Below are 26063 nucleotides of genomic sequence, written 5' to 3'. Positions count from 1 at the left end.
TTGATTATTTGAATAGAGGTAAGCATGTACTAAGCACAACGCATCAAAGCTGCTACTGCTTTTTCTAAAAATTGCAAAGTGGTAGGTTTGAGCCAGGTTCCCTCGGCAAGACTTGGTTCATTTTGCATGGCATTGCGAATCTTCGCATGTGTCGCTGGATTTTTGCCTGCGTAACCCTGTAACATGGAGAGCCATTGCTGTGCTAAACATTTTGCTTGTTCACTGTCAGGTTCAATCCCAGCACGAATGGCCTTCTCCAATCCAATCAATAACTGGGGCCAATTTTTCATCTCACGTACATAATGTTGCTTCATAAAAGCAAATTCCTGCTCGGATAAATAACGTGCAAAAACGTTCAGCTTACTCTCGGCAAATGCTTCAAGTAGAAACTCAACCACTTCCGGACGCACACCCAATTTTTCCTGAAATGCCGATTCAGCTGAATGCATGCTATTCAATTTAGCCAACCATTCAGGATTAGCAGCCGTATTCTGTTCGAGGGTCAGCATCCAGCGTGAAGCCAGGTTTTGGGCAGTTTCACTACTAGAAGATTCTCCGGCCTTAAAGAGTGCATTGGCTTCGATGACAAGCGCTTCCCATTCTTTTTGTTGTTTACTATCTGCCTGTAAAAAAGTCAGTTCTGCAAGTTCCTCTTTTGTAAAATATTGTTCGTACATAGACATAAGCTCCAATGTTTTTAGCCAATTGTCCGGTTCCAGCTCTTCACCATTCATCAGTTGATTTTTGAGACTGCTCAAACGATAGCGCAGTTGAGTCTGCTTAATGATCATCTGATCGATTGCCTGAATCTGCCGATCAATTAATGGGGCGAGTGCAAGGTTTGGACTATTAAGAACCGCGCCAATTTCTGCCAATGTCATTCCAAGCCCTCGCAATGCCTGAATTTGGTATAAGCGAGTAATATCTTGACGACTGTAAAGTCTATAACCGGCGTCGGAGCGGGCCGAAGGCTGAAGTAAACCGATATCATCATAGTGATGAAGGGTACGAATAGTTAACCCTGTTCGCTTCGCCAATTCACCGACTTGTAATAACATCTTTTGACTCCTTTATCCCTTAGGCATGTTTTATACTAGAGGCTAACGTTACGTGAGGGTCAAGTATCTAAGCTATAAAAAATATTTATGGTAAATAATTTACATTTTTGATGTTTTATTTATTTAGGTAGTAAAATTTTTTATATTCCATACATTTCCATCTTCCATTTAACATAATGGCTGTTATGCGAATTCAAAATTATTTATAATTTCCCGAAACCTTTACATAATTCTGCGCTGAATACGGCAGAAACGCTTTTTCTTTATCAGTCAGTGGACGCACTTTTTTCACTGGGCTACCCACATACAAATAACCACTTTCTAAAACTTTGTTGGGTGGAACAAGCGAACCCGCACCTATCATCACATCATCTTCAACAACAACATCATCCAAAATAATCGTTCCAATACCGACTAAAACACGATTACCAATAGTACAACCATGTAATTTCACATGATGACCCACAGTAACGTCCTCACCAATAATGAGCGGTGAACCTTCAGGTTTATCCGCTTTCTTATGACTGACATGCAACATGGAATGATCTTGGATATTGGAATTTTTACCAATCCGAATAAAATTAACATCACCACGGATCACAGCATAAGGCCAGACCGAAACATTCTCAGCCAAGACAACATCACCAATCACTAACGCAGTTGGATCAATATAATTTGTTGTATCAAATTTTGGGTGAGTCTCTAAGTATTTGCGGATATTTTCAGTCATAAAAAATTGCCTGTTTTTACTCATTATAAACAAAAAAGCACCCAAAAGAATTTGAGTGCCTTTATATCTTTAGTCAAGCTGCGACTTAAAACAAATTACTAAAGAACTGTTTGATATGATCGATCATACGCGAGAAGAAACCAGCTTCTTCAACAGCTTGCAAAGCAACAAGCGGCTTCTCAGCAATAACTTTGCCGTCAAGTGTCGCTGTTAATTTACCTACAACTTGCCCTTGTTGAAGAGGGGCATTTAAGTTCGGTTGAACCGCGATTTGAGTTTGAATGGCATTTGCTTGACCTTTTGGCATAGTCACGTTGAAGTTTTCAGCAAGACCCACACTCACTTGATTAGATTGACCAAACCAAACTTTAGAAGTGGTCAACTCTTTGTGAGCGGGTTGAACACTGACAGTTTCAAAGTTTGCATAACCCCAAGATAACAAATCACGTGTTTGCGTTGCACGTGCTTGCATTGATGGAGCACCAAAAATCACTGAAATTAAACGCATCGGGCCACGTTTAGCTGAAGTCGTTAAACAATAACCAGCTTCAGAAGTATGACCTGTTTTAAGACCATCTACACTCGGATCTGTATATAGCAACGCGTTACGGTTACCTTGCTTGATCCCGTTAAAAGTAAACTCTTTTTCAGAGTAGATAGGATAATACTTTGAACTGTCATGAATGATGTGCTTCGCAAGAGTAGCCATATCTTTCGCAGTAGAATAATGACCTTCAGCAGGCATACCTGTTGAGTTCATAAAGTTCGTGTTGGTCATGCCAATACGCTTAGCTTCTTGGTTCATGCTGTGTACAAATGTACCTTCATTACCAGAAATATGCTCAGCCATCGCCTTAGATGCGTCATTACCAGATTGAATGATAATCCCGCGTAACATTTCCAATACGGTTGCTGTGCCGTTGAGAGGTACATACATACAAGATTCTGTACTACTACCACGACACCAAGCAGACTCGTTCATACGAACTTTTTCATCTTCCGTGAGTTCACCGTTCAACAACTTTTGTTCAATAATGAAACTAGTCATCATTTTGGTCATTGAAGCAGGCGCAAGTTTTTCATTTTCATTTTTACTTGCGAGAATTTGACCTGTTTCATAATCCATCAAAACGTAAGACTTATTATTGAGTTCTGGTGGTGAAGATAAAACAGTTGCTGCATAAGTAAATGAAGGTAATAGTAATAATGCAGCAATGGCGCTTTTTCGGGTCATTCTATGTAGTTCCAATCTTGTATGAACGCAAAAATCAGCTTTGCATTCTAGGACAAAGCAAAGCCGACTTCTAGCAGTGGAGTCGGCTTATTTCAATCGAATTGTAACTATTTCGTGCTCTATTTAACTGAAGACTGATATTTTTTTATATCCTCGCACACTTGTTGATTTGCTTTGTCTCCAGCGTTTTTCGCATCTTGTCTCGCTTGAGCTAATGCTTGCTGATAATCCTGTTGTTTAATTAGATTGTTCAGCGTGGTTTGAGGTGAATTTTCGTTAGGTAAATAGTCTTTTAATAGCTTTTGATAGCCTGCTTTAAACGCCGCATCTTCTTCCACTAAACTTGGGCATGATTCTGAAAAGACATAGATTGCAGCGAGTTCATCTTTAGTCACTTTTTGTTGAGTAACTTCGATATTTTCTTTTAAGTCTTGAGCATTGGCGAAAGTGAAACTTGAAAATAACATTGAGCTGCTGATAAATGCGGTTGAAATCAATTGTAAAAAACGGTTTTGCATAAATGACTCAAAAATTAGTAAGTTAGTTATAAGAATAGAATAATCTTTTTTCGTGTTTAAAAAATAGAGAAAGTGTATTAATGCTGTTGGAACTCAGAAAGTAAAGAAGAAAAGTTCAGGTATGAACAGGGGGATAACTACATGCCGAGTTTTCAAGATTAAAGGGTAAGCAGATTTTCAAGATTAAAGGCGTTTAAAACCTCAACATCTATGCGTGTGCTCATTGTTGTGTTGGGGGATTTTGATTAGGCTATCGAACAGATGGGATTACATGAATTGAGTGAATTGTTTTGAATATTTTGATTGCCAACGATGACGGTGTGTTCGCACCAGGAATACAAGCATTAGCACAAGCATTAAAACCTTTGGGTCGAGTAGTCGTGGTTGCTCCAGAAAGTGAGCGGAGTGGTTTTTCAAGTGCATTAACGCTTGATCGTCCATTGCGACCCGTGCAAATTTCAGAAGATGTATGGGCAATTAATGGCACACCAGCGGACTGTGTTTATCTGTCCATGAATGGTCTATTTGATTTTGAATTTGATCTAGTTGTAAGCGGGATCAACAGTGGTGCGAATTTAGGCGATGATGTGTTGTATTCAGGTACAGTTGGGGCCGCGTTTGAAGGCCGACTCATGAAACAACCTGCAATTGCAGTTTCATTGGCTGGTCCAAATGTTCGTTCGTATCAAGATGCTCAAGATTATGCACAAGCTGCAAATTGGGTATATGAGTTTATTAAAAATGGTTTGCCTGAGTTACCACCGCGTCATATTTTCAATATTAATATTCCAGATACGGCTGAAATAAAAGGGACATTGGTGACTTATCAAGGAAGAAGAAAACAAACGAAACCGATTACCACACAAGTGGACCCGAGAGGTCGTCAAGTTGTTTGGATTGGTTTGGCTGGAGAGGCCGTAACAGATCCCGAAAAAAGCCAACTGGGTTATCAGTCAGACTTTTATGCCATTGCAAATGGATATGTCAGTGTGACACCGATCCAAATGGATGCTACCAACTATCAGGTGTTGGCTTCACTTGAATCTCAGTTAGAGCTTTAATTGAACGACCACAGGTAGGATGTGTTATAACTTTGTGAAAAATATATTTGAAACGGTGAATTTAGCATTAATTTTGCTACTCTTAAGCCGAATTCAGTCTTTTTAATCTTTTGTCAGAGAGGGAAATCATGCTTTTGGCCAGACCCAAAACAGTTTTGAAGTTGTCTAAACCATCTATTCACTCAGCATTGATCGCGGTTGCTGTCGCTTCTTTTCTTGGTTTGTCGGGCTGTGCATCGAAACCCCAAATCCACAATTCTGCTCGTTATGCTGTTGCCCCTGACTTCTATACAGTTCGTTCTGGCGACACTTTAAGTAAAATTGCGGCACGTTATGGATTGAGCTATTTGAGCATTGCGGAGATGAACGATATTGCACCGCCTTATCGCATCTATGTAAATCAATCTTTAAGATTAAAACCCTCTGGCAATCGACAAGTGACACGTTCGACCACGCGTCCTTTGACAGCGACTGAAACTCAGATTCAACGTCAAACCATTCAGTTACCAACAAAACCAGCTGTGGTTACGCCACCACCACAAACCACACCAGTACCAGCGGTAACTGCTGCAGTACCGACGACTTCGACTAAAGCAACTTCATTACGCTGGGTGAAACCATCGAATGGTCCAGTCATTGAAAACTTCAATGTGGCAAGTAATGTCAAGGGATTACGTTTTGGTGGCAATGTTGGTGATCCAATTTTTGCAGCAGCTGATGGTCAAGTGGTTTACGCTGCTGATGGTTTAAAAGAATATGGTAATTTGGTGCTCATTAAACATATTGATGGTTATATCACTGCGTATGCGCACAATAACCGGATGTTAGTGAAGAGTGGGCAAAACGTAAGTGCAGGGCAACAAATTGCAGAAATGGGCTCGAGTGGTGCAACCCGTACGATGCTTGAGTTTCAAGTTCGTTTAGATGGTAAGCCAATCAATCCAGCAAATATTTTGCCAATCAACTGAAGATATTTAGTGCAATTTAACAATTTCTTCGTATAATACAATGAGTTGCTTTTGTTAATTTTTGTTAATTAGAGAAGCATCTCATAATTTCAGAGGGAAATTTATGTTAGATCAACTTCGCTCGATGGGCGTATTTGCATGTGTTGTTGAAAAAAGCTCTTTCAGTGGTGCTGCTCGAGATTTAGGCATTACGACGAGTGCGGTTAGTCAGCAAATTCGTTCACTAGAACAAGAAATGGAAGTAACACTTCTGCACCGTTCCACAAGAAAACTAAGTTTAACGGAAGCAGGGCAGGCCTTTTTTCATAGCTGTCAAGAAATGCTCGCTGCAGCAGAGCGCGGTAAAATTCGAATTAATGAGTTACGAGACGATTTAGTTGGTGATTTACGTATTGCAACAACGCCAGAACTCGGTGCAACCCATGTAGTTCCTGCGTTGTCGCATTGGATTTCGGCACATCGTGGTTTAACCGTTCACTTTGAAGTTGAAAATCAATTTGTCGATTTGATTCAAGAAAGAATCGATATTGCAGTGAGAATGTGTTCTCGCGTGGATGAGTCTAATCACTTATCTTGTCTGCCGCTTGCACGTGTGGATCAAGTCTTGGTGGCTTCACCAAGTTATTTGAATCAAAATGCAGTTATTTCAAGACCTGAAGATTTAGCACAGCATGATTTGATTCCAGTAAATATTGTAAAAAATCAGCAAATGATGACATTTGAACACAGTACATCGCGTGAATTGGTAAATGTGTCCATGGAAAATCGTTTACAGACAAACAATGTTTATGTCGCTAAATCACTGTGCCAAAATGGTCACGGCATTGCGCGATTATTATATCTGGATGTGCAAAAAGAATTAATGAATGGCACATTGGTTGAAGTTTTACCTGAATGGAAGTTACCTGCATACACTTTGAATGCAATGACATTAAAACGTGAACAACAACCAATGAAAATTCATCGCTGCCTAGATGCTTTAAAACAATATTTCAGCCAGTTGCCTGGTGGTCGAGTATTCCAAGAAGCATCTTAAGTGTTCTTCTTAATAAAAAAGCCGCAATATGCGGCTTTTTTATTGATCTTGGCTTAAGCCAAGAAGTTTTTAATCGCTGGAACTAAGCGTTTTAATAAATCATCAGCTTGTTCTTGATTCATATTCAACGCTGGCAACAAACGAACGACATTACCTGCGGTGACATTAATAATTAGATTGTGCTCTATGCGTGCAATATCCACCAACTCTGCGCATGGTTTTGGTAATTCAATACCAATCATCATACCAAAGCCGCGAACAATAACGTTTTGATCTGCAAGTTGTGTACGGAATTGATCAACTAAGTATTGGCCAATTGTTGCTGCATTTTCAACAATATTTTCTTTTTGCATCAAATCGATAATCGTGTAGACAATGCGCGAACCTAATGCAGTACCACTATAAGTTGATCCGTGGTTACCTGCAGTAAGAATACCTACACCTTTACCTTGAGTCATCACTGCACCAATTGGGAAACCATTACCCAAGCCTTTAGCTGTCGTCATGACATCAGGAATAATATTGGTATGTTGATACGCGAAATATTTTCCTGTACGACCGTTACCTGTTTGAACTTCATCTAGCATCATCAACCAATTATGTTGATTACAGATTTGACGAATTTCTTCAAGATAACTAAAACCTTGAGGGGCAGTATTTACACCACCTTCACCTTGGATCGGTTCAACGAGAATCGCGACGATATCTGGATGGTTGATTGCTGCTTCTTCAATTGCCTCAATGTCTCCAAAAGGTACTCGGATAAAACCTTCAACGAGCGGGCCAAAACCTTCTTGTACTTTTTTATTGCCTGTCGCAGAAAGTGTTGCCATTGTACGACCATGGAAAGAATGATCAGCTACAATGATTTTCGGAAGAGCAATACCTTGCATATGACCATATTTACGCGCAATTTTAATTGCACCTTCATTTGATTCAGCACCACTATTCGAGAAGAAAATTTCTTCCATACCAGATACTTCAGCTAACTTTTGCGCAGCTGCAGTCTGCCAAGGTACTTCATAAATATTACTGGTGTGAATAAGCGTCGCCGCTTGTTCTGCAATTGCTTCTGCCAAAACTGGATGTGCATGACCTAGACCACATACTGCAATGCCAGTCAGCGCATCTAAATATTCTGTACCTTCAGCTGTATAAAGATACGAACCTCGGCCACGCACAAAGCTGATCGGTTGACGGCTGAATACAGGCATCAAATGAGATGGTTGATCAGTTTGAACTGGAGCGAGGGTGATATTGTTCATGTCTAACTCGTATTTGTTAGGTGGAAAATAAAAGTTTATCTAAGCAAAATCTGCTTAAGATTAAAAGCCTAATTGCAAATTAAACTGGAAAAATTTAGCAATCCATACTCTTTACGGCGGTTTTAGGTATAATGCAGGCAGAATAGTTGAGGATTTAATCAATGACTGAACAAGTGCGTGATACAGAAGCGTTAATTCGTGATCAAATTGCAAAACATGCAGTTCTTCTTTATATGAAAGGCACACCACAGTTCCCACAATGTGGTTTCTCTGCACGTGCAGTTGAAGCATTGAGCCAAATTGGTCGCCCATTTGCTTATGTAAATATTCTTGAAAACCAAGACATTCGTGCGACTTTGCCACAAATTGCAAACTGGCCAACATTCCCACAATTATGGATCAATGGTGAGTTGATCGGTGGTAGTGATATTATGCTAGAAATGTTCCAAACAGGCGAATTAAAAACGCTCGTGGAGCAATATAGCCCAGCGCCTGAAGCTTAATTTAAGCGCAATAAAAAAAGCACCGATGGGTGCTTTTTTTATTTTGAAAACTTCAAATTAGTTTGAAGTCTCATCAGCGAGTTGAGAGGGTTGTTCTTCAGCATTGATCGCTTTATCTTTTTTAGCTTTGTCTTTTTTCTTCTTTTTTTTCTTTTTCGTTGGCTCTTCTTCAATTTCAGCACCATCTTCAATGGCTTGCCAATATTCTAGCTGCTCCATGACAGCAGCATAAATTGAACCTTTGGTATAGCGACCTTTTTTATTTAATTCTCCGACAGGACGCGCCATGAGAATCTCAAGTGCTTGATCAATTGTGTTGATGGCATGAATATGGAATTGACCGGCCTCGACAGCATCAATCACATCTTGACGTAACATTAGATGCTGCATGTTTTGACGTGGAATAATGACACCTTGTTTGCCTGTTAAACCTTGAAGTTTACATGCATCAAAGAAACCTTCGATTTTGGCATTGACGCCACCAATCGGTTGTACTTGACCTAGTTGATTCATTGAACCTGTAATCGCCCATGACTGATCAATCGGCAGTTGGCTGATCGCAGAAATTAAAGCGGAGAGTTCTGCAACGGTTGCACTATCACCATCGACTTGACCATAACTTTGTTCAAAAGCCAAAGCGGCAGAGAAGTGCAAGGTTTGTTCACGTCCGAAATGTGCCTTTAAGAAAGACGACATTAATAGTACACCTTTAGCATGAAGTGAACCGCCTAACTCCACGCTACGTTCGATATCTAAAATATCGCCGCCACCCTGATACACTGAAGCAGTCAAGCGTGATGGTAGGCCAAATTCGACATCGGCGTAGTGAATCACGGACAAAGCATTTATCTGACCGAGTCGATGACCACGCGTTTCGATAAGCTGTGTACCACGAGATAAATCTTGCCAGTACAACTCTCGTAAATATCCTAGACGATATTGGCGGTGTTTGAGCGCAGTGCCGATATGTTCTGCTGTCACCATAGTTGCATTAGATTTGGATGCATGGTGATGAGATTCATGAATCAGATCACCTAAAGTTAAGGCATGTAGTGACAACGAACTCTGATCCTCTGCTTGACGACTTGAGTCGGTCAGTAAAGCAGCCAAGGCAGAACGATCAAATGGAAGTAGTTTAGAGGATTGAACATAGTCTGCAATCAAATGCATATAAGCTTGTTCATTTTCGTCATTACGTTGTAATGTGTCAGTAAAATCAGCTCTGATTTTAAAGATACTTCCTAACTCAGGCTCCACCTCCAGAATCTCATAATAGATTTCTGGTTCAGCCATTAAAATGACTTTCAATTGTAATGGAATCGATGCTGGCTCAATTGAAATGCTGCCCGTCAGCGTTAGCATGTGCTCTAGAGATGAGAGTTTAATTTGACCAGACTTAATCGCTCGTTTGAGTCCTTGCCATGCATAAGGTTGTTCTAAAAGCTGCTCAGCCTCAAGCATTAAAAAACCACCATTGGCACGATGCAGTGCACCAGGTCGTATTAAAGTGAAATCAGTGCTGATAGTGCCATTTTGCGTTAATTGTTCAACATGGCCAAGTAAGTTGTAATGTGTGGGGAAATCTTCAAAGATGACTGGTGCCCCAGAATTTGGCTTGTTGCTAATGACTAAATTTGCTTGATAACGCGCAGGGACACGGTTAAATAATGCAGGTGAAAAATCACTTTCTTCCTGTTCTAGTACGGTTTCCACATTGTCGATAATATCTTGAGCATATAATTTTAAGTATTGTTCAAGATGTTTGATATCTGGAAATTTATTTAAAATATGTTCCATGCGAGGAATAATGACTTGTTTGGCAATGTCACGATTCAACTCAGACACCATATCACGTGCTTCATCTTCAAGATCACCAATTTGTAAACCTAAACGCTCAAGCTTTTTATCCATATAACGGATATTGGACGCAATTTCAGAACGTTCTTTGCTACTCAGTGCATTGATGTCATCTTGAGACATCTCTTGAATTTTATTGTCTTTAAGATGAACAGGAATAAAGCAGTGTTCTTCATTACGACTGATCAACTTTAAATCAAGCTCTTCACCTTCTTTGGTGAGCTCAATCAAAGCTTGTTGTTGTTCATGACCTGTCGTTAAACGAATTTTTTCTATCCGATTGTGATACGTTTCAGCACTAAAACGACGTTCGAGCTGTTTGAAAATGGTTTGCCATGTTTGATGTAGCGTACTTTGAAACTTTGCGCCTTGTCCTGCAGGAAAGTTAAGCGCAATTGGGTTGCGTGCATTTTTGAAGTTGTATACATAAACCCAATCATCCGGTGTAGGCATATCTTTGGCATGTTGTTGGAGTAAGCGCTTGATCATGGTGCGTTTACCCAACCCTGCCGTACCCACAGCAAAGATGTTATAACCTGAGTATGGAAGGGCAATGCCTGCTTCTACAGATGCTTTAGCACGATCTTGTCCTAAAAAATTATTAAGAGGCTTGATACGTTTTGTAGACGCAGGAATATTGTCATAATTTGGAATATGCGTCAGTTGTTCTGGTTTGAGTGCTGTTGCATTCAAGGTGTTTTGCGTGGCTTCAAGTTCAAATACGGATAGGAGCTTGTTTTGCGAGTTTTGTTCTAAGTTTGTGGATGTCGTGGTTAAAGTTACTGCGGTGGAACTAATTTGATCGTGTCTCTGGGTCACAGGTGAAATCCAAAACTATAATTTACATTTGATAGTTTAAGGTATACAGGTTTAGCCAAAAATATCAAGTTGAGATAGATCAAATTGATGAAATACTCGGTGAAGTTTGCGTAAATTATATTGAAACCAAGCGCATTACAGAGTTGAATAGCGAGAGTACTTTTCACTGAAAATAACAACGCAATGACATCACAATCTTCGTCACCAGAATCAGCTGGATGGACTTCGGCATTTAAAGCCTTTCTTGATCGACGCGCGATCATTATGCTTTTTTTGGGTTTCTCATCAGGTATCCCAATTTTTCTGATTTTTTCAACTCTATCTTTCTGGATGAGTGAAGCCGGTATTCAGCGTAGTACCATTACCATGTTTTCATGGGCAGCCTTAGCTTATGCCTTCAAGTTCATTTGGGCACCTTTGATTGACCGATTACCATTGCCTTATTTAACAAGGAAATTGGGTAAACGACGAGGGTGGTTATTGGTTTCTCAGATTTTGGTCGCAATTGCTATTTGTTCAATGGCATTTACTGATCCGAGTATTCATGGAGGAAGTGTAGGGCCATTTTCAAGTTTAACGTTCATGGCGATATCCGCAATCTTTCTAGGATTCTCATCAGCGACACAAGATATTATCGTGGATGCTTATCGTATTGAGTTGACACAAGATACGAGTGTTCAGACGGTTATGGCTTCGACCTATAACGCAGGTTATCGAATTGCGACCATTGTAACTCAGCTCGGTGCATTACTCTTCGCTGCATCACTTGGTACAGCCATGGGTAACTATATTTATGAGGCGTGGCAGTCCACCTATTTACTTATGGCTGGATTGATGATGATTGGGATTGTGACGACTTTAGTGATTCATGAACCGGTAGTAAATCAAGAACCTCATCAATATCAAGCAAAGGATTATTTTCAGTTATTTATCGTCTTTGTGATTTCAACAGTAGTTTTCGTTTGTGGGTTTCTCCAATTTGGTGCTTGGATTTCACAGTTAAATATTGATGGTAATTTTTTGTCATTTATCGGGCAAGTTTTACGTTTCTTCGCGAGTGTGGCGTTGGCTGTGCTAGTCGTATTTGGATTAATCCGAGCAAAACTCATTGATGAAAAAATAGTCGTCGAGACATGGCTATCACCGATTTTAGATTTCTTCAAACGTTATGGTTTGAAAGTTGCGTTAGCTATTTTATTACTCATTGGTTTTTATCGAATTTCAGATATTGTCGCTGGAGTGGTTGCCAATCTTTTTTATCTTGATTTGAATTTTGATAAAGAAGAAATCGCTTGGTTTAACAAGTTTTTCGCCATTTTTTTTGTAATTTTAGGTGGCTTCCTTGGAGGCTTATTAGCTCAGCGTTATAACATTATGAAAATGATGTTGGTGGGCGCTATTGTTGCCAGCACGACCAATCTCATCTTTGTGGGGCTCGTAAAATCTGGACCAACGATGAATCAAGTCTTGGTACAAATGGGGGGTCAACAGCATCAAGTGACTCCTGATGAAGTGGGGAACTGGTCTTTAAAGCTCCCTGCATCTAATTTTGCTGAACATAATAGTATTCAAGTGTTATCCACCCCTGATGGTTATGATAAAGCCCTGAATGTTGAAATCCCGCTTCAACGCTATTCGAGTCAAGATGATTCTCAGATTTTCATCCAAGCCATTGGAGGGGATAATGTTCTCTACCAAGATGAGTTAAGCAAGGATGTCATTATTCGCGGTCAACTCTCGAACTTAAAAGCTGACAGCACACTACAAACACTGAATATTCGTATTTCAAATCAGCAAGTGATACCTGTGAAGTTGGATCAAAATAATTGGAGCGTGGTCGTCCCCGGAGACAGTCTAAAAGACCACACTAAATTTACGGTGCAAGCGGTTGTGCAGCATGCAGGTCAGGCGCATGAATTAACCCAAGATCATATTTATAAAACAGTTTCAACGATCCAACCGAAGTCACGTATGGCTTTATCTGATCTTCCAGCTGTTCAAGTTGATAGTGATCAAATAGTCGAACTCAAAGGTAAAGTGGTTGTCCCTTATAGCAAGGTGTGGCTGGTGATGGGGATTGTATTTGACAATCTCGCATCAGGACTTGCTGGTGCAGTATTTATTGCGTTCCTATCAAGTTTGACTAGCGTTTCATTTACAGCAATGCAATATGCAATTTTTAGTTCATTGATGTTATTACTTCCAAAGATGATTGGTGGCTATTCAGGTACAATAGTGACAAACTTCGGTTATTCATCATTCTTCTTTATGACTTTTTTAATGGGTTTACCTATTTTGTTACTTGTTATTTGGGTGGCGAAATTGTTAAATCAGTTGAAAAGTACATCTTTCAATCAATAGGTAAATTTTATGCGAATGTTACATACCATGTTACGTGTAGGCAATTTAGAGCGTTCATTGGCGTTCTATACTGAAGTACTCGGTATGACTTTGCTTCGTAAACGCGATTATGAAGAAGGTCGATTCACTTTAGCCTTTGTAGGTTATGGTGATGAAGAAAACAATACTGTTCTTGAGCTAACGCATAACTGGGATACAGACAGCTATGAGCTGGGTAATGCGTATGGTCATATTGCGATCGCAGTGGATGATGCTTATAAAGCGTGTGAAGAAATCAAAGCACGTGGTGGTAATGTTGTCCGTGAAGCTGGACCAATGAAAGGCGGTGTAACCGTAATCGCTTTTGTGGAAGATCCAGATGGTTACAAGATTGAACTTATTCAACAAGACAGTAATGCGAGAAATAATTAAGTTTCACTCGCTGATTGGTGAGTAAAATTTTAAAGATAAGCCCAATCGATGAGTATTGGGCTTATTTTCAATTTAGAGAATAAAAAGAGGGATATGGGGTGCTAAAGCTCTTAGCGTTAGATCGTTTCACGATATTGCTGTTTGTTATGGTGATTTTAGCGTCACTGATGCCAATTTCAGGTGTTGCTGCTCACTATTTTTCTTATTTCACCACGATTGCAATTGCAATCCTATTTTTTTTACATGGTGCAAAGTTATCACGTGAGGCGGTGATTCAAGGCATTAAACATTGGCAATTACACAGTTTGGTCTTTGCACTGACGTTTGCAGTTTTCCCAATTCTAGGGTTAATGGCTAAACCTGTATTGCTACCGCTACTTGGACAAGAACTGTATTGGGGCTTCTTGTTTATGTGCTTCTTACCCTCAACAGTTCAGTCTTCTATTGCATTTACTTCAGTAGCAGGTGGTAATGTCGCAAGTGCTGTGTGTAGTGCTTCATTCTCTAATATTATTGGTATGTTTATCACACCTATATTAGTGACCTTATTTATTTTAGGCCAGTCTGATCATGGGTTTGATCCAACCAGTGCGATCGTCAAAATTATTCTGCTGTTATTGGTTCCATTTATTCTGGGACAATTATTGCGTCCTATCGTTTTTCCTCTGATTCAAAAAGCCCCGAGTATTGTCAAAACTTTTGATCAAGGCTCAATTCTTTTGGTGGTGTATGGCGCATTCAGTAGTGCAGTCGTAGCAGGTCTATGGAATGAAGTCAGTGGGGTGACCTTAATGTGGTTAATTATTGCATGCTCTGTGCTTCTGACTTTGATTATGCTTTTAGCCTATCACGCCCCAAAGTGGTTTGGATTTAATCGTGCCGATCAAATCGCTGTATTTTTTTGTGGTTCTAAGAAAACACTCGCAAGTGGAGTGCCTATGGCGCAAATTCTTTTCATTGGACAACCTATGGGGATGATCATATTGCCAATTATGATTTTCCATCAAATCCAATTAATGGTGTGCGGAATTATTGCAAATCATTGGTCCAAGCAAATTGAAAAGTCTTAAAGGAAAAATTCGCTATCTGAAATAAAGTGGCGTATAATATCGTCCACTTGTTGTGCTTAGCTCTGACGGAAGCCGTCTCGGTGGGCCAAAAGAATGGTCTGTTGTGGTGTTGATCTGCTGTATTTCAGCCTTTCCTCTGCGTCTGTTGTAATGGATGAAGAGAGTGATCAATTGCGATGACAGCTAAAGCCTTCTTAACTCTATGGAGAATCGACCATGCGCGCCGATATTCACCCAAAATACGAAAAATTAGTTGCTACTTGCTCTTGCGGTAACGTAATCGAAACTCGTTCAGCTGTTGGTAAAGAAACACTTTACCTAGACGTATGCTCAGCTTGCCACCCATTCTACACTGGTAAGCAAAAGAACGTTGACACTGGCGGTCGTATCGACAAGTTCAAACAACGTTTTGCTGGTATGTCACGTTCTATCAAACGTTAATACCCAAAATAAAAAACAGGCGTTCAGCCTGTTTTTTTATGTCCAAAATTCGGATTTAACTTTGATCTTGAACATTCATGAGCTGATCCAATTTACGCTGGTAATAATCACCTTGTAAAAATCTCACGTCGACATTCCACGCGTTGGCAAAGCTATTCATATCATTGAGATTTTTGAGTAATAAATTGACTGATCGATGACTATTGAAGTATTCAATCGCTTGTTTAAAACGTTCAATACCTTCTTCAGTATTTAAATCATCTGTGAATTCTTCATGCAGCGTGAAATTCTGAATATTGGCAACTTTGAGAATGAGATCGCTACATTTACTTAATCCAAACTCACAAACGGCAATATCTGCACCTTGCGCTCTCAATACCTCAATCGCAGGCAGAATTTCATTTAAATGTTGAGCAATGTATTTTTCTTTAAACTGTAAAATCAGTGGTTGAGGTGCTTTTGCGCCTACAATCATGAGCAGTTTTGAAATTAATTCTGCCAATTGATGATGCTTTAAAAGAACATGGTGTCGTAAATTAATAATCAGTTTAGCTTCAGGATATTGTGTTAAAAAATTGTGCAGTTGCTTTGCTGCTTCAACCAAAATCCATCGGTCAATTTTAATAGACAACTCAGGGTCATCCACCAATTCTTCAATATCATCCAATTGAATCCATTGGTTTTCAAAAATAAACCCACTGCTTACTTCATAGGTATTAAGACTAGTGTCTTCTTTATCATAGATTTGTTGGAACTTTAGCGTAATTTGATCGCGTTCAAGAACTTTACGAAGATGTACTAGGATATCGCCGTGAACTTCGTCTGACTGTACAGGTTCTTCAATTGCTTGAAATACAAATTCTGTTGAATGATCAGGCTCTACTTCAGAAGAAGGTGTATTCAACTGAATAGAGGTCGGCTCATCTGCTTGAGTATCTTCAAAATGAATCTCTTCAATTTCTTCAAGCGTTGTCTCTAAAGCAGCATCATTGCTCAATAAATTGGGTAGGGGTGTGTTATAAGCATTTGCAATGAGCTGTTCAAAATTAACTACATTTAAATCTGACAGTTTGAAGAGACTATAACCAATTTTGACATGCTGTTGATAGGTTTGATCTCCCAGATTGACGAGCCTAGGTTTTTCAAGCGCATGTAGCGCAGAGAGTCTTGATTTTAGAACTTTAATCGTTTCAGCTTGAATGATAGTGGCATACAGGGCTGTTTCAATTTTAAATACAGCGCCATTGGTCTGTTCGAGAATAAAGTCTGAAAGTTTGCCGAAATAGCCTTTAAAAGTATCCCAATCAGAACTCAAGATATAGTCTGGACAACTGGCTAGGCTGAAGATGACTAAAGCATTTTCTTGAGCAGGGTGTTCTTCAAGATGTTGTAAAATTTTTGCCAATGTTGTGTGTGGTGCAATTCTACTGTCTTGGTGAGGTGCAGTCTCAAGTTGAGGACTAAATGGTTGATCATCCTGTTGAAAATGCGTTGAAATCGTAATTTCAATGATTTGATTTTGATCTGTAGGATTACATTCAATTTGGACTGGATTTTGATGTGTTAACTGTGGATTAAGAGAAATCAGTTCAAAAGGTCCATACTCAAATTTACCGAAAGCTAATTTTTTAAATCGTGCTTTAAAAGATTGAATATCCTCAGGTTGTATTAAATCAATGAGCGGGGATCCAATAACGTCATCAAACGTGTTGAAGCCAAATAAATGCGTAAACTCATGGTTGCATTCAACGACAATCCCTTCTTCTATGATTGCAACTGCTTTTTTATGCTCTTCGATCCAATTTTGTTTAATTTGAACATTGTGTTTCAGTTCATCCGTTAATTGCATCTGATTTTTTTGTAAGCGACTAAAAGCCAATGCTCGAATAATTTTAAGTAAACATTGTTCAGGTTGATCAATATTTAAAACATCGTAGATGCCCATCGAAATGAGTTTTACTTCAGACATTTCTAGCGCTTCTGGAGCTAGATAAAGTGTTGGGGTAAAAGCTTTATCAGAATCTGCAAGCAGTCGAAGAAAATGAGTTAAGGTCAGTTCATAGGCACGACCAAACAGAATTAAATCCCAATCTAAATGAAGTTGCTTTTCAAGACTCACTTGATCATCGAGTAGCACTGCTTCTACCTTGTACTCGCGTTTTTCGAGTAAAGAGATAATATGGTTATAACGAATCTGGTTATCATCGACAATCAGTAAGCGCATTCCAGATTGTTTTAATTGTGTTGATAGAAGTAGGTTTTTCACTTCAATGCTTCCCATACATCTTGAAAACGATTTGATTCAAGGTTTTGATGTTGTAAAAATTCATCAATCAGATATTGCTGCTCATCATTAAATAATTCAAATTCAAATTGAACAAAACTTTGTGTGATGAGCATGGTCTTTATCAATTCTACTTTGATATCTTGATCAGTTAAGCGTAAATAAATAGATTGTTGTTCTTTGAAAAACTGTAAATTTGGCAAAATAAGAGAATGCTGTGGAGCATCAATCTTCAAGGTATGTACAAATAAACATGGATGATAATTAAAAGAACTTCGATCTGTATAAACTTTTGCGGCGCAAGGGTGGATGTCGGGTCCAATCACTTCAAGCCCAAGTTCATAGCTTTTTTTAACAGATTGTTTGATCCAACGAATTACACCACCTTTCCATTTGCTGTTCACTCCCTCATTAATCAGGATAAATTCACCAGTTCTTAAATTTGGAGGTGCTTCTTCTTCTAACCAACGTACGCGATAACCATTTAAACTGATATCTAAAACTTGAGCCGCATGGATTTGACGTGCCTGTTTATCTAGAACCTTGTTTGATTTGTCTGTATAGGCATCTGGGTAGTCATTTAAATATGTAAATGCAAACTCGTCTTCTGATTTTGATTTAGGCGGTGTTAGTCGTAAGGTTTCGCTAAAAGTTTTGGTTTTAGAGAGATAATAATGAGCGGTAAGTAAACTGAAACAGAGTTGTAACTGAGCGGAATGTTCATAACGTTCATGTCTGCGTTCAATGGTCGAGCCTAAAACATTTTGTACATGAAATTTAAGAGGCGCAGTTAAATATGCTTTCTCTTTCTTAGATAAATATTCATTGTCCTTTTGAATGGTTAAGTTGACATGCTCAAGCAACGATTGTGTCGCCACGAAAATGTTAGGTTTAAAACTCTCATGGTGTTTTCGGTTGTAAACTGGCGGATGATCTTTAGTGGTATCAATGACGTAACGAGATAAAGCGGTTTCGCGTGGTAAAACTTGCACTAATTGTGCCCAATCCGCTGTGCATTGATAGAGCGCGTAGATCTCAGAAGGACGAATTTGGTGAGTATTAAATATTTCTAATAATAAGACTTGGGCATAGCACTGTTGAATATTTTTTAAAGCGTGATGAGTGCCTTGCAATAAATTAATATTGACCGTGTGTTCTTGGTTTTTTAATGCCAAATCATACAGATAATGGGTCATTAACCATTGCTTAGACAAGGCAGAACGATAAAGCATCTGTTGTTGTACTAGCAATAAACCCAATTGTTGAAGAGCGTAATAACTGGAAAGGAGTCGTGCAGTTTTCACATTACGCTTTTGAGCAAACTTCAAAATAGAAAACTTTTGTTGTTTTAGCTGCATTTCACTGCGCTGTGCAATATCTATGTAGATATCAGCAAATAATGTTCTCAAGCGAGTGGTTAATTCTATAATATCTTTGTTACGGTCAGATAGAAAAAGACCTTGATTTAAAAAGTTTTTTTCAAGTCTCTCTAAAATATTTTCGATCAAAGGGTGTAGCGCTTGAATAAGATCAAAGCGCAATGTTTCCGAACATTTGAGTTCAGCGATTTCATATAGGGCTTTTAACACCGCTTCAGAGGTGTCACCTAATTGCATAATTGAAAGTTGAGATGCCCAAAAACCCAAGTCCTGAACATTTGCATTTGCAAAACTCAGTTGATCTCGAGTCAAGGCAGTAGGATAGTGAAAAATTTCTGAAATCTGAGCCTGAAGCATGTGAATGAGTCTCTAAAAAGTGGCAACTCCATAAAGCGGTGTTTTATTCTGTTCTCCCGCAATTTCTCTAACCAGCTTTGGAACCAAGTATCCAGGCAACCTTGCCAAAACCTCTTTATAGATTGAATCAATAGATTCACTTGGTAAATCAAAATGCTGAGCACCTTTCACTTTATCCAACACATGTAAATAATAAGGCATCACACGCGCATCAAATAATCGATGACTTAGATCAACCAAAATATCAGCATGATCATTAATACCTTTTAATAACACAGCTTGATTCAACACCAAAATATTTTGTTGTGAAATTTGCATTAATTTCGAAGCGGTAAAGTCATCAATTTCAGTAGCATGGTTTGAGTGTACCACTAGAATAATACGTAGCCTACTGTTTTTTAACAGAGAAATAAGTTCATCATCAAGCCGATTTGGGATAACGATTGGAACTCTAGAATGAATACGCAAAATTTTAAGATGTGGAATTGAACTTAATCTATCGATCCAAACGGCAAGTTTACGATTTGAAAGTGTTAGGGGATCCCCTCCGCTTAAGATCACTTCATTGATTTCTGGATGAGCGAGTAAGTAGTCTTGTATTTTTTTCCAGTCGTCATTTTTAGGTAAATTTTCTTGATATGGAAAATGACGTCTAAAACAATAACGACAATGAACAGCACATGCACCTGTTAAAGTCAGTAAAAAACGTGACTGATATTTATGTAATACACCTGGAATTAAATTGGCAGCCTCCTCATCAAGGGGGTCTGTCACAAAATCAGGATGTTCATTTAACTCCAGATGATGAGGGAGTACTTGAAGTAACAGTGGATCATCAGGATTAGATTTTTGCATCTTCGCGACGAAGGCGCGAGGGACTCTTAATTTAAATTGGGCTGATGCCAAAATTGCACCATGTATTAAATCTTCAGGTTGCAATTCCAAGAGTTCAATGAGCTCATGTGGGTCAGTGATTAAATCGCTGAGTTGATTTTGCCAATGTTGCTCTTGATACAAATAGTGGGTCATACAGTTTAAATTTAGAGGGAGATGAAAGGCTTCATTTTAAATCAAAACCCATTGAAAAACTCAGTTGTGTCCTGATTAAGCCTTCTTTATTGAATGTTGGGATGAAAATACTCAAGCCTAAAGATGATCAAATTAAGTCTACAACAGTAGTTCTGCATGGAACTTAGACAGCTTAAACGTTGTATTTCGGAATTTATCATTGCGGCAGAGTAGGTTGGTCATTTAGAATACGCAACATAAATGCATGTGCATGTGGCATATCATGCACCTGTCAGCCTTGCTAAATGACAGTGTAGCAGCCCATCGCATTAATAGATTAAAGTTAGTAAGTTTGGAGTGAGCCTCTCATGGCCTATTATTCTACGAACGATTTCAAGTCTGGCCTTAAGGTAATGCTTGATGGTAACCCATGCTCAATCATGGAAAACGAATACGTTAAACCAGGTAAAGGCCAAGCGTTCAACCGTGTTAAATTACGTAACCTTAAATCAGGTAAAGTATTAGAAAAAACATTTAAATCTGGTGATTCTTTAGAAGCAGCAGATATCGTAGAAGTAGAAATGGACTACTTATACAACGACGGCGAACTATGGAACTTCATGGATCCTGTGACTTTCGAGCAAATTGCGGCTGACAAAGTTGCAATGGGTGATGCTGCGAAATGGTTGAAAGACGATTCAAACGAAAAATGCACAATCATGTTATGGAATGGTGTTCCTTTAACAGTGAATGCACCTAACTTCGTGGTATTAAAAATTGTTGAAACTGATCCAGGCGTACGTGGTGATACTTCTGGCGGTGGTGGTAAACCAGCGAAACTTGAAACAGGTGCTGTAGTACGTGTTCCATTATTCGTTCAACAAGAAGAAAGCGTTCGTGTTGATACACGTACTGGTGAATACTTAGAACGTGCATAATGGTGTAAATTTATACTATTATCGAAAGGGATGATGACAATCATCCCTTTTTTAATGCCAAGGTCTAAGGTAAAGAAGAATTATTGAGGAGTATAGTCGCAAGGGAAAACAGCAGTAACACGAATAATAAAATTGAGCTGATTGCAAATACGAAATAATGAGGGTTTGATATGGATCAAATACAACCGAAGTCAGCCATGACTTCGAAATTGATTTGGATTATTGTGGCCATAATCGGTGCAGTATCCTTTGGAATATTAGCGGTTAGTCGTGGAGAACATGTCAACGCAGTTTGGCTCGTACTCGCTGCAGTCTGTGTTTACAGTATTGCATATCGTTTTTATAGTTTATTTATTGCTAATAAAGTATTCGAGTTAAATGCTCGGCGTTTAACACCTGCGCACCGTCTAGCGGATGGTCTAGATTATGTGCCTACAAATAAAAGTGTTCTGTTTGGTCATCACTTTGCTGCGATTGCAGGTGCTGGTCCGTTAGTTGGGCCTATTCTTGCTGCGCAAATGGGTTATTTACCAGGAACGATTTGGCTGTTAGTCGGTGTTGTACTGGCAGGTGCAGTCCAAGATTTTCTAGTTTTATTTATTTCTACACGCCGTGACGGACGTTCACTGGGTGAAATGGCAAAACAAGAACTGGGTTCATTTGCAGGAATTATTGTGATGCTTGGCGCATTAGGGGTAATGATCATTATCCTAGCTGTGCTTGCACTCGTCGTGGTTAAAGCATTAACCAATAGTCCATGGGGTGTGTTTAGTATTGCTGCTACCATTCCAATCGCATTATTTATGGGCGTATATATGCGATATATCCGTCCAGGAAAGATTGCCGAAGTTTCAATCATTGGCTTTGTACTGATGATGCTCGGTATCATTTATGGTGAAAACATTGCGCAACATCCTTATTGGGGGCAATTATTCACTTTATCTGGTACAGAGTTAACATGGGCATTGATTATCTACGGTTTCATCGCTTCTGTATTACCAGTATGGTTGTTATTGGCGCCACGTGATTATTTATCGACTTTCTTGAAAATTGGCGTGATTGCAGGTTTAGCATTGGGTATCGTATTTGCGATGCCTGAATTAAAAATGCCTGCAATTACCCACTTCGTAGATGGTACGGGACCTGTATTCTCTGGATCACTTTTCCCATTCTTATTTATTACCATTGCCTGTGGTGCAATTTCAGGTTTCCATGCATTGGTTTCATCAGGAACTACACCTAAGCTCGTAAATAATGAACGCGATATCCGGATGATCGGATACGGCGGTATGTTGATGGAATCATTTGTCGCAATCATGGCGATGATCTGTGCAACGATCTTGGATCCAGGCGTTTATTTTGCCATTAACTCACCAGCTGCGGTGATAGGAACGACGGTTGAAAGTGCCGCAGAGGCGGTACGTAATTTAGGATTTGTGGTTACACCTGAAGCTTTAACACTACTTGCCCAAGAGGTTGGTGAAAGCACAATTCTTTCTCGTACTGGTGGTGCACCGACGTTTGCGATTGGTATGGCGCACATCATCACTGAAATTTTTAATAGTCGTGAAATGATGGCATTTTGGTATCACTTTGCGATCTTGTTTGAAGCGCTATTTATTCTAACTGCTGTTGATGCAGGAACACGTGCTTGCCGTTTTATGGTTCAAGATACTGTGGGTATTGTTGTCCCTGCGGTTAAAAACTCTAAGTCGTTTGTGGGCAACTTGATTGGTACTGCCGTTGCAGTGGCAGGCTGGGGTTTCTTTGTATATCAAGGTGTAGTTGATCCACTGGGCGGTATCAATAGTTTGTGGCCATTATTTGGTATTGGTAACCAAATTTTAGCTGCGATGGCGCTGATGCTGGGTACTGTCATTTTATTCAAAATGAAGAAAGAAAAATATGTGTGGGTCACCATTGTTCCAACGATTTTCCTCTTCATTACAGCGATGACTGCTGGTTGGCAAAAAATCTTCCATGAAAATCCAAAAATTGGATTCTTGGCACAAGCAGATCGTTTCAATGCGGCTATTGAGCGAAACGAAATTTTAGCGCCTGCGAAATCCATTGCGGAAATGCAAACTGTTGCTTTATCTAATCAGATTAATGCTGCGTTATGTGCATTCTTTATGATTGTTGCTGTGGTGATGTTGTTTGCTGCCATTAAAGTGATTCGTCGTGCTTTAGCAAATCCGCAGCCAACGGCTCAGGAAGCTGAAGCAATTTATACTGATCAAGTCCCTGCAGGAGAGACCAAATGAGTTTGAAAGAACAAATTCGTCAAAAGCTGGCATTGGGTAAAATCATTAAATTCACGATTTTGGCTCAGCCGAAGAAGTTTTTAATGTTGCATGGAATCAAAACAGTTCAACTGATTTGGCAGCGGCTACAACAAAGTTTTCGTTTAATGGTGGGTGTCCCAGATTACCAAAACTATGTAGAGCATATGAAAAAGCATCACCCTGACCTAGAGCCAATGGATGAAAAAACTTTTCATCGTTATTGTGTCGATGCACGCTATCCAAGTGCAGCAGGCGGTATGAAAAAATGTCCATGTTAATTTTCTAATATTAAATAAAAAACGGCACTGAGGTGTCGTTTTTTATTTGTTTTAATTGTATAAAACCTGACAAATTTATTGTTCTGAAACTCGTATACTCTTGATCAATAACAAAGGATAAAAACATGAAAATTGGAATTTATGGTGCAGGATCGATTGGCTGTTATATCGGTGGAAGAATGGTCGCAGCAGGCCATCAGGTGACATTTTACTGTAGGGAAAGAAGCTATCAAAAATTAAGCCAAAATGGATTTGAGCTCAGTGATTTAAACGGCTACCATCATAAGCTCACTCCAGATCAATTAAGACTTACAACAAATCTAGCAGAAGTCTTAGACACGGACTTAGTCATGATTTGTGTAAAATCAGCAGCGACAGAGCAAGTGGCATCTGAAATACGAAGCTGTGACACTCTCAATAAACCGAGTCTCATCAGTTTTCAAAATGGGGTGAGTAATGTTCCACGGTTAAAAAAAATGCTGCCAGAATGGGAGATTATGGAAGGAATGGTTCCATTTAATGTCGCAGAACTCAAACCGTCTCATTTCCATCAAGGTTCTGATGGAACATTAATGATAAAAAAATTTGTAGAAAGTAATCAGCTAAAAATAGTGTTAGATGCGGCGAAACTGCAAGTTGAATTCCGTGATGATATGTTAGAGGTACAGTGGGCTAAAGTCTTATTCAACTTGAACAATTCGATTAACGCTTTATCTGGTCTAACTTTAAGAAATCAACTTACTAATCGAATGTATAGAAAGTGCCTTGCTCAGGCACAGTTAGAGACGCTTCAAATTTTAAAGCAGGCAAATATTAAACCCGCACAATTAACGCCTGTACCAGCGAACATCATTCCTCATATTCTTCGACTTCCTAATTGGTTGTTTAAGTTGATCAGTCGCAAAATGTTAGCCATTGATCCACTAGCTCGTTCATCTATGCAGGATGATCTGAATTTAGGGCGCACGACGGAGGTTGATTGGATTAATGGTGAAGTGGTCAGACTTGCTAATACACTCGGGGGGAATGCACCGATCAACAGCTATTTTATTGAACAGATCAAGCTGGCGGAAAACAATAATTCAAGCCTTCAAATTGGACCTGAAGAGATGCTCACACAGTTGAAGCTTATTCAGCATTAAGTTTGATACTGATTCTTTAATACACTGATTATTAGAAATATTTGAGAAAATAAAAAAAACCTGTATGGTAGAAATATATAGTTTTGGAAATGTAAATGATGATTTGGGGAATGAAGCAGAGTGTTCAATCAAAAGATATTATACAGCCTGAGTTAGAATCTCAGATTCAATCATTTACTCCCAAAATTTCATTATTTCTAGAACAAATCAATCAAATTGTTTTGGATAAAAATACGCAAACTGAATTGGCTTTATGTAGTTTAATTGCAGGTGGTCATATTTTATTTGAAGACTTACCTGGATTGGGTAAGACCACATTGGCCAGTAGTTTGGCATCATTATCAGGTTTATCATTTCAAAGAATCCAATTTACCAATGATATGCTCGCCAGTGATGTAATTGGCGTGAATGTTTTTAATCAAAAAGAGCATCAGTTTGAATTTAAGTACGGACCTGTCTTTACCCAAGTTCTTTTGGCAGATGAAATTAATCGCTGTAGTCCTAAGACACAGAGTGCATTGCTAGAAGCGATGGAAGAGGGCTACGCCACGATTGATGGACAGCGTTATGCTTTACCTCAGCCTTTTTGGGTGATAGCAACTCAGAATCCACTCTTTCAAAGCGGGACTTATGCACTACCAGAGTCTCAGTTAGACAGATTCCTCATGCGGTTATCTCTTGGCTATCCATCTCGCCATGCAGAAAAAATACTTCTTCAACAAGAATCACGTGCCAAATTAATCGCACAGTTGATCCATGTATTTAATGAGACTGAAATACTAAGATTGCAATCCTTGACTCATCAAGTCCATTTAAGTGATGCAATTCAAGACTATTTATTGGATTTGGCTGCGGTAACACGAAAAAGTGCGCATGGTTTATCGACGCGTGGATTATTGGCTTTAAAACGAGCATCACAAGCGAGAGCGATCGTGCATGCCAGAGCCTTTGTCATTCCTGATGATGTAAAAGCTGTATTTTCAGCAGTATGCGCTCATCGATTAAACTTGAGTGAGGATGAGACGGTCTCCCTAATGAATCAGGTTAAATTGATTTGAGG

22 protein-coding genes are annotated in these 26063 nt (G+C 39.2%); 13 read left to right on the top strand and 9 right to left on the bottom strand.

Annotated features, from left to right (window positions below; genetic code table 11):
* Positions 1 to 29 precede the first annotated feature (29 nt).
* The 4 genes from AC1M86_RS01180 to AC1M86_RS01165 all read right to left on the bottom strand — a co-directional run bounded on the left by AC1M86_RS01180 (position 30) and on the right by AC1M86_RS01165 (position 3540).
* Positions 30 to 1058, bottom strand: coding sequence for a MerR family transcriptional regulator (locus tag AC1M86_RS01180; protein WP_481607051.1), 1029 nt, complete (start codon positions 1056 to 1058; stop codon positions 30 to 32).
* Positions 1059 to 1257: 199 nt separating this feature from the next.
* A complete protein-coding gene (locus AC1M86_RS01175) occupies positions 1258 to 1788 on the bottom strand; it encodes a gamma carbonic anhydrase family protein (RefSeq protein WP_481607050.1) in 531 nt (176 codons plus the stop codon).
* Positions 1789 to 1873: 85 nt separating this feature from the next.
* A complete protein-coding gene (dacC, locus tag AC1M86_RS01170) occupies positions 1874 to 3022 on the bottom strand; it encodes a D-alanyl-D-alanine carboxypeptidase PBP5/6 (RefSeq protein WP_035270478.1) in 1149 nt (382 codons plus the stop codon).
* A gap of 119 nt (positions 3023 to 3141) precedes the next feature.
* Positions 3142 to 3540 carry an MCR_0457 family protein gene (locus AC1M86_RS01165; RefSeq protein WP_092766090.1) on the bottom strand — a complete coding sequence of 133 codons (399 nt, stop codon included), beginning with the start codon at positions 3538 to 3540 and terminating at the stop codon, positions 3142 to 3144.
* A gap of 290 nt (positions 3541 to 3830) precedes the next feature.
* Here AC1M86_RS01165 and surE point away from each other — a divergent pair, with 290 nt between their 5' ends.
* The 3 genes from surE to AC1M86_RS01150 all read left to right on the top strand — a co-directional run bounded on the left by surE (position 3831) and on the right by AC1M86_RS01150 (position 6605).
* Entirely contained in the window at positions 3831 to 4601 is a 771-nt protein-coding gene (gene surE / locus AC1M86_RS01160; protein ID WP_035270482.1) for a 5'/3'-nucleotidase SurE, read from the top strand.
* Between the two features lie 128 nt (positions 4602 to 4729).
* Positions 4730 to 5569, top strand: a complete 840-nt coding sequence (locus tag AC1M86_RS01155) for a peptidoglycan DD-metalloendopeptidase family protein (RefSeq protein WP_179998373.1) — start codon at positions 4730 to 4732, stop codon at positions 5567 to 5569.
* Between the two features lie 103 nt (positions 5570 to 5672).
* Complete coding sequence (locus AC1M86_RS01150) at positions 5673 to 6605, top strand: LysR family transcriptional regulator (protein WP_179998372.1); 933 nt, start codon at positions 5673 to 5675, stop codon at positions 6603 to 6605.
* 53 nt (positions 6606 to 6658) lie between these two features.
* On the opposite strand, the gene AC1M86_RS01145 is transcribed toward AC1M86_RS01150, so the two are convergent.
* Positions 6659 to 7870 (bottom strand): aspartate aminotransferase family protein, encoded by a 1212-nt coding sequence (locus AC1M86_RS01145; protein ID WP_092766093.1) that lies wholly within the window; start codon positions 7868 to 7870, stop codon positions 6659 to 6661.
* Positions 7871 to 8031: 161 nt separating this feature from the next.
* Between AC1M86_RS01145 and grxD the strand changes: the two genes are divergently transcribed.
* Positions 8032 to 8373 carry a Grx4 family monothiol glutaredoxin gene (gene grxD / locus AC1M86_RS01140; protein WP_092766094.1) on the top strand — a complete coding sequence of 114 codons (342 nt, stop codon included), beginning with the start codon at positions 8032 to 8034 and terminating at the stop codon, positions 8371 to 8373.
* A 57-nt stretch (positions 8374 to 8430) separates the two neighbouring features.
* Here the strand turns inward: grxD and AC1M86_RS01135 are convergent, their stop codons facing one another.
* The gene (locus AC1M86_RS01135; protein ID WP_481607049.1) at positions 8431 to 11049 is read right to left on the bottom strand and encodes a Lon protease family protein; all 2619 of its coding nucleotides are present in this window, start codon (positions 11047 to 11049) and stop codon (positions 8431 to 8433) included.
* Between the two features lie 183 nt (positions 11050 to 11232).
* Between AC1M86_RS01135 and AC1M86_RS01130 the strand changes: the two genes are divergently transcribed.
* The 4 genes from AC1M86_RS01130 to rpmE all read left to right on the top strand — a co-directional run bounded on the left by AC1M86_RS01130 (position 11233) and on the right by rpmE (position 15332).
* Positions 11233 to 13410, top strand: coding sequence for an AmpG family muropeptide MFS transporter (locus AC1M86_RS01130; protein ID WP_481607048.1), 2178 nt, complete (start codon positions 11233 to 11235; stop codon positions 13408 to 13410).
* Positions 13411 to 13419: 9 nt separating this feature from the next.
* Positions 13420 to 13821, top strand: coding sequence for a lactoylglutathione lyase (gene gloA, locus AC1M86_RS01125; protein ID WP_481588447.1), 402 nt, complete (start codon positions 13420 to 13422; stop codon positions 13819 to 13821).
* A gap of 98 nt (positions 13822 to 13919) precedes the next feature.
* Entirely contained in the window at positions 13920 to 14891 is a 972-nt protein-coding gene (locus tag AC1M86_RS01120; protein WP_481607047.1) for a bile acid:sodium symporter family protein, read from the top strand.
* A 216-nt stretch (positions 14892 to 15107) separates the two neighbouring features.
* Positions 15108 to 15332 (top strand): 50S ribosomal protein L31, encoded by a 225-nt coding sequence (gene rpmE / locus AC1M86_RS01115; RefSeq protein WP_004971624.1) that lies wholly within the window; start codon positions 15108 to 15110, stop codon positions 15330 to 15332.
* A gap of 55 nt (positions 15333 to 15387) precedes the next feature.
* Here rpmE and AC1M86_RS01110 read toward each other — a convergent pair whose 3' ends face one another.
* From AC1M86_RS01110 to epmB, 3 genes are read right to left on the bottom strand one after another with little or no spacing between them, the layout of a single operon-like run.
* Positions 15388 to 17598 (bottom strand): EAL domain-containing protein, encoded by a 2211-nt coding sequence (locus tag AC1M86_RS01110; RefSeq protein ID WP_481607046.1) that lies wholly within the window; start codon positions 17596 to 17598, stop codon positions 15388 to 15390.
* Complete coding sequence (locus AC1M86_RS01105) at positions 17595 to 19352, bottom strand: GTPase (protein WP_481595521.1); 1758 nt, start codon at positions 19350 to 19352, stop codon at positions 17595 to 17597. Before AC1M86_RS01105 ends, AC1M86_RS01110 begins: the two co-directional genes overlap by 4 nt.
* Positions 19353 to 19364: 12 nt before the next feature.
* The gene (gene epmB, locus AC1M86_RS01100; protein WP_481607045.1) at positions 19365 to 20381 is read right to left on the bottom strand and encodes an EF-P beta-lysylation protein EpmB; all 1017 of its coding nucleotides are present in this window, start codon (positions 20379 to 20381) and stop codon (positions 19365 to 19367) included.
* Positions 20382 to 20728: 347 nt separating this feature from the next.
* Between epmB and efp the strand changes: the two genes are divergently transcribed.
* The 5 genes from efp to AC1M86_RS01075 all read left to right on the top strand — a co-directional run bounded on the left by efp (position 20729) and on the right by AC1M86_RS01075 (position 26061).
* Positions 20729 to 21298, top strand: a complete 570-nt coding sequence (gene efp, locus AC1M86_RS01095) for an elongation factor P (protein ID WP_035265851.1) — start codon at positions 20729 to 20731, stop codon at positions 21296 to 21298.
* Positions 21299 to 21468: 170 nt separating this feature from the next.
* Positions 21469 to 23562 (top strand): carbon starvation CstA family protein, encoded by a 2094-nt coding sequence (locus AC1M86_RS01090; protein WP_481607044.1) that lies wholly within the window; start codon positions 21469 to 21471, stop codon positions 23560 to 23562.
* A complete protein-coding gene (locus AC1M86_RS01085) occupies positions 23559 to 23861 on the top strand; it encodes a YbdD/YjiX family protein (RefSeq protein WP_092766102.1) in 303 nt (100 codons plus the stop codon). The genes AC1M86_RS01090 and AC1M86_RS01085 overlap by 4 nt, the downstream gene beginning before the upstream one ends.
* Before the next feature lie 125 nt (positions 23862 to 23986).
* The gene (locus tag AC1M86_RS01080) at positions 23987 to 25003 is read left to right on the top strand and encodes a 2-dehydropantoate 2-reductase (protein ID WP_481607043.1); all 1017 of its coding nucleotides are present in this window, start codon (positions 23987 to 23989) and stop codon (positions 25001 to 25003) included.
* Between the two features lie 98 nt (positions 25004 to 25101).
* Positions 25102 to 26061 (top strand): AAA family ATPase, encoded by a 960-nt coding sequence (locus AC1M86_RS01075; RefSeq protein WP_035265922.1) that lies wholly within the window; start codon positions 25102 to 25104, stop codon positions 26059 to 26061.
* Positions 26062 to 26063 lie beyond the last annotated feature (2 nt).

Source organism: Acinetobacter sp. ANC_7654, assembly GCF_056779855.1.
The sequence above is the reverse complement of the archived record's forward strand: the minus strand, read 5'-3'. Positions and strand labels throughout refer to the sequence as shown.

Coding starts and splice junctions, on each gene's coding strand:
- AC1M86_RS01180 (WP_481607051.1), bottom strand. CDS start 1,058: ATGTTATTACAAGTCGGTGAATTGGCGAAGCGAACAGGGTTAACTATT.
- AC1M86_RS01175 (WP_481607050.1), bottom strand. CDS start 1,788: ATGACTGAAAATATCCGCAAATACTTAGAGACTCACCCAAAATTTGAT.
- dacC (WP_035270478.1), bottom strand. CDS start 3,022: ATGACCCGAAAAAGCGCCATTGCTGCATTATTACTATTACCTTCATTT.
- AC1M86_RS01165 (WP_092766090.1), bottom strand. CDS start 3,540: ATGCAAAACCGTTTTTTACAATTGATTTCAACCGCATTTATCAGCAGC.
- AC1M86_RS01155 (WP_179998373.1), top strand. CDS start 4,730: ATGCTTTTGGCCAGACCCAAAACAGTTTTGAAGTTGTCTAAACCATCT.
- AC1M86_RS01150 (WP_179998372.1), top strand. CDS start 5,673: ATGTTAGATCAACTTCGCTCGATGGGCGTATTTGCATGTGTTGTTGAA.
- AC1M86_RS01145 (WP_092766093.1), bottom strand. CDS start 7,870: ATGAACAATATCACCCTCGCTCCAGTTCAAACTGATCAACCATCTCAT.
- grxD (WP_092766094.1), top strand. CDS start 8,032: ATGACTGAACAAGTGCGTGATACAGAAGCGTTAATTCGTGATCAAATT.
- AC1M86_RS01130 (WP_481607048.1), top strand. CDS start 11,233: ATGACATCACAATCTTCGTCACCAGAATCAGCTGGATGGACTTCGGCA.
- gloA (WP_481588447.1), top strand. CDS start 13,420: ATGCGAATGTTACATACCATGTTACGTGTAGGCAATTTAGAGCGTTCA.
- rpmE (WP_004971624.1), top strand. CDS start 15,108: ATGCGCGCCGATATTCACCCAAAATACGAAAAATTAGTTGCTACTTGC.
- AC1M86_RS01105 (WP_481595521.1), bottom strand. CDS start 19,352: ATGCTTCAGGCTCAGATTTCAGAAATTTTTCACTATCCTACTGCCTTG.
- epmB (WP_481607045.1), bottom strand. CDS start 20,381: ATGACCCACTATTTGTATCAAGAGCAACATTGGCAAAATCAACTCAGC.
- efp (WP_035265851.1), top strand. CDS start 20,729: ATGGCCTATTATTCTACGAACGATTTCAAGTCTGGCCTTAAGGTAATG.
- AC1M86_RS01090 (WP_481607044.1), top strand. CDS start 21,469: ATGGATCAAATACAACCGAAGTCAGCCATGACTTCGAAATTGATTTGG.
- AC1M86_RS01085 (WP_092766102.1), top strand. CDS start 23,559: ATGAGTTTGAAAGAACAAATTCGTCAAAAGCTGGCATTGGGTAAAATC.
- AC1M86_RS01080 (WP_481607043.1), top strand. CDS start 23,987: ATGAAAATTGGAATTTATGGTGCAGGATCGATTGGCTGTTATATCGGT.
- AC1M86_RS01075 (WP_035265922.1), top strand. CDS start 25,102: ATGATTTGGGGAATGAAGCAGAGTGTTCAATCAAAAGATATTATACAG.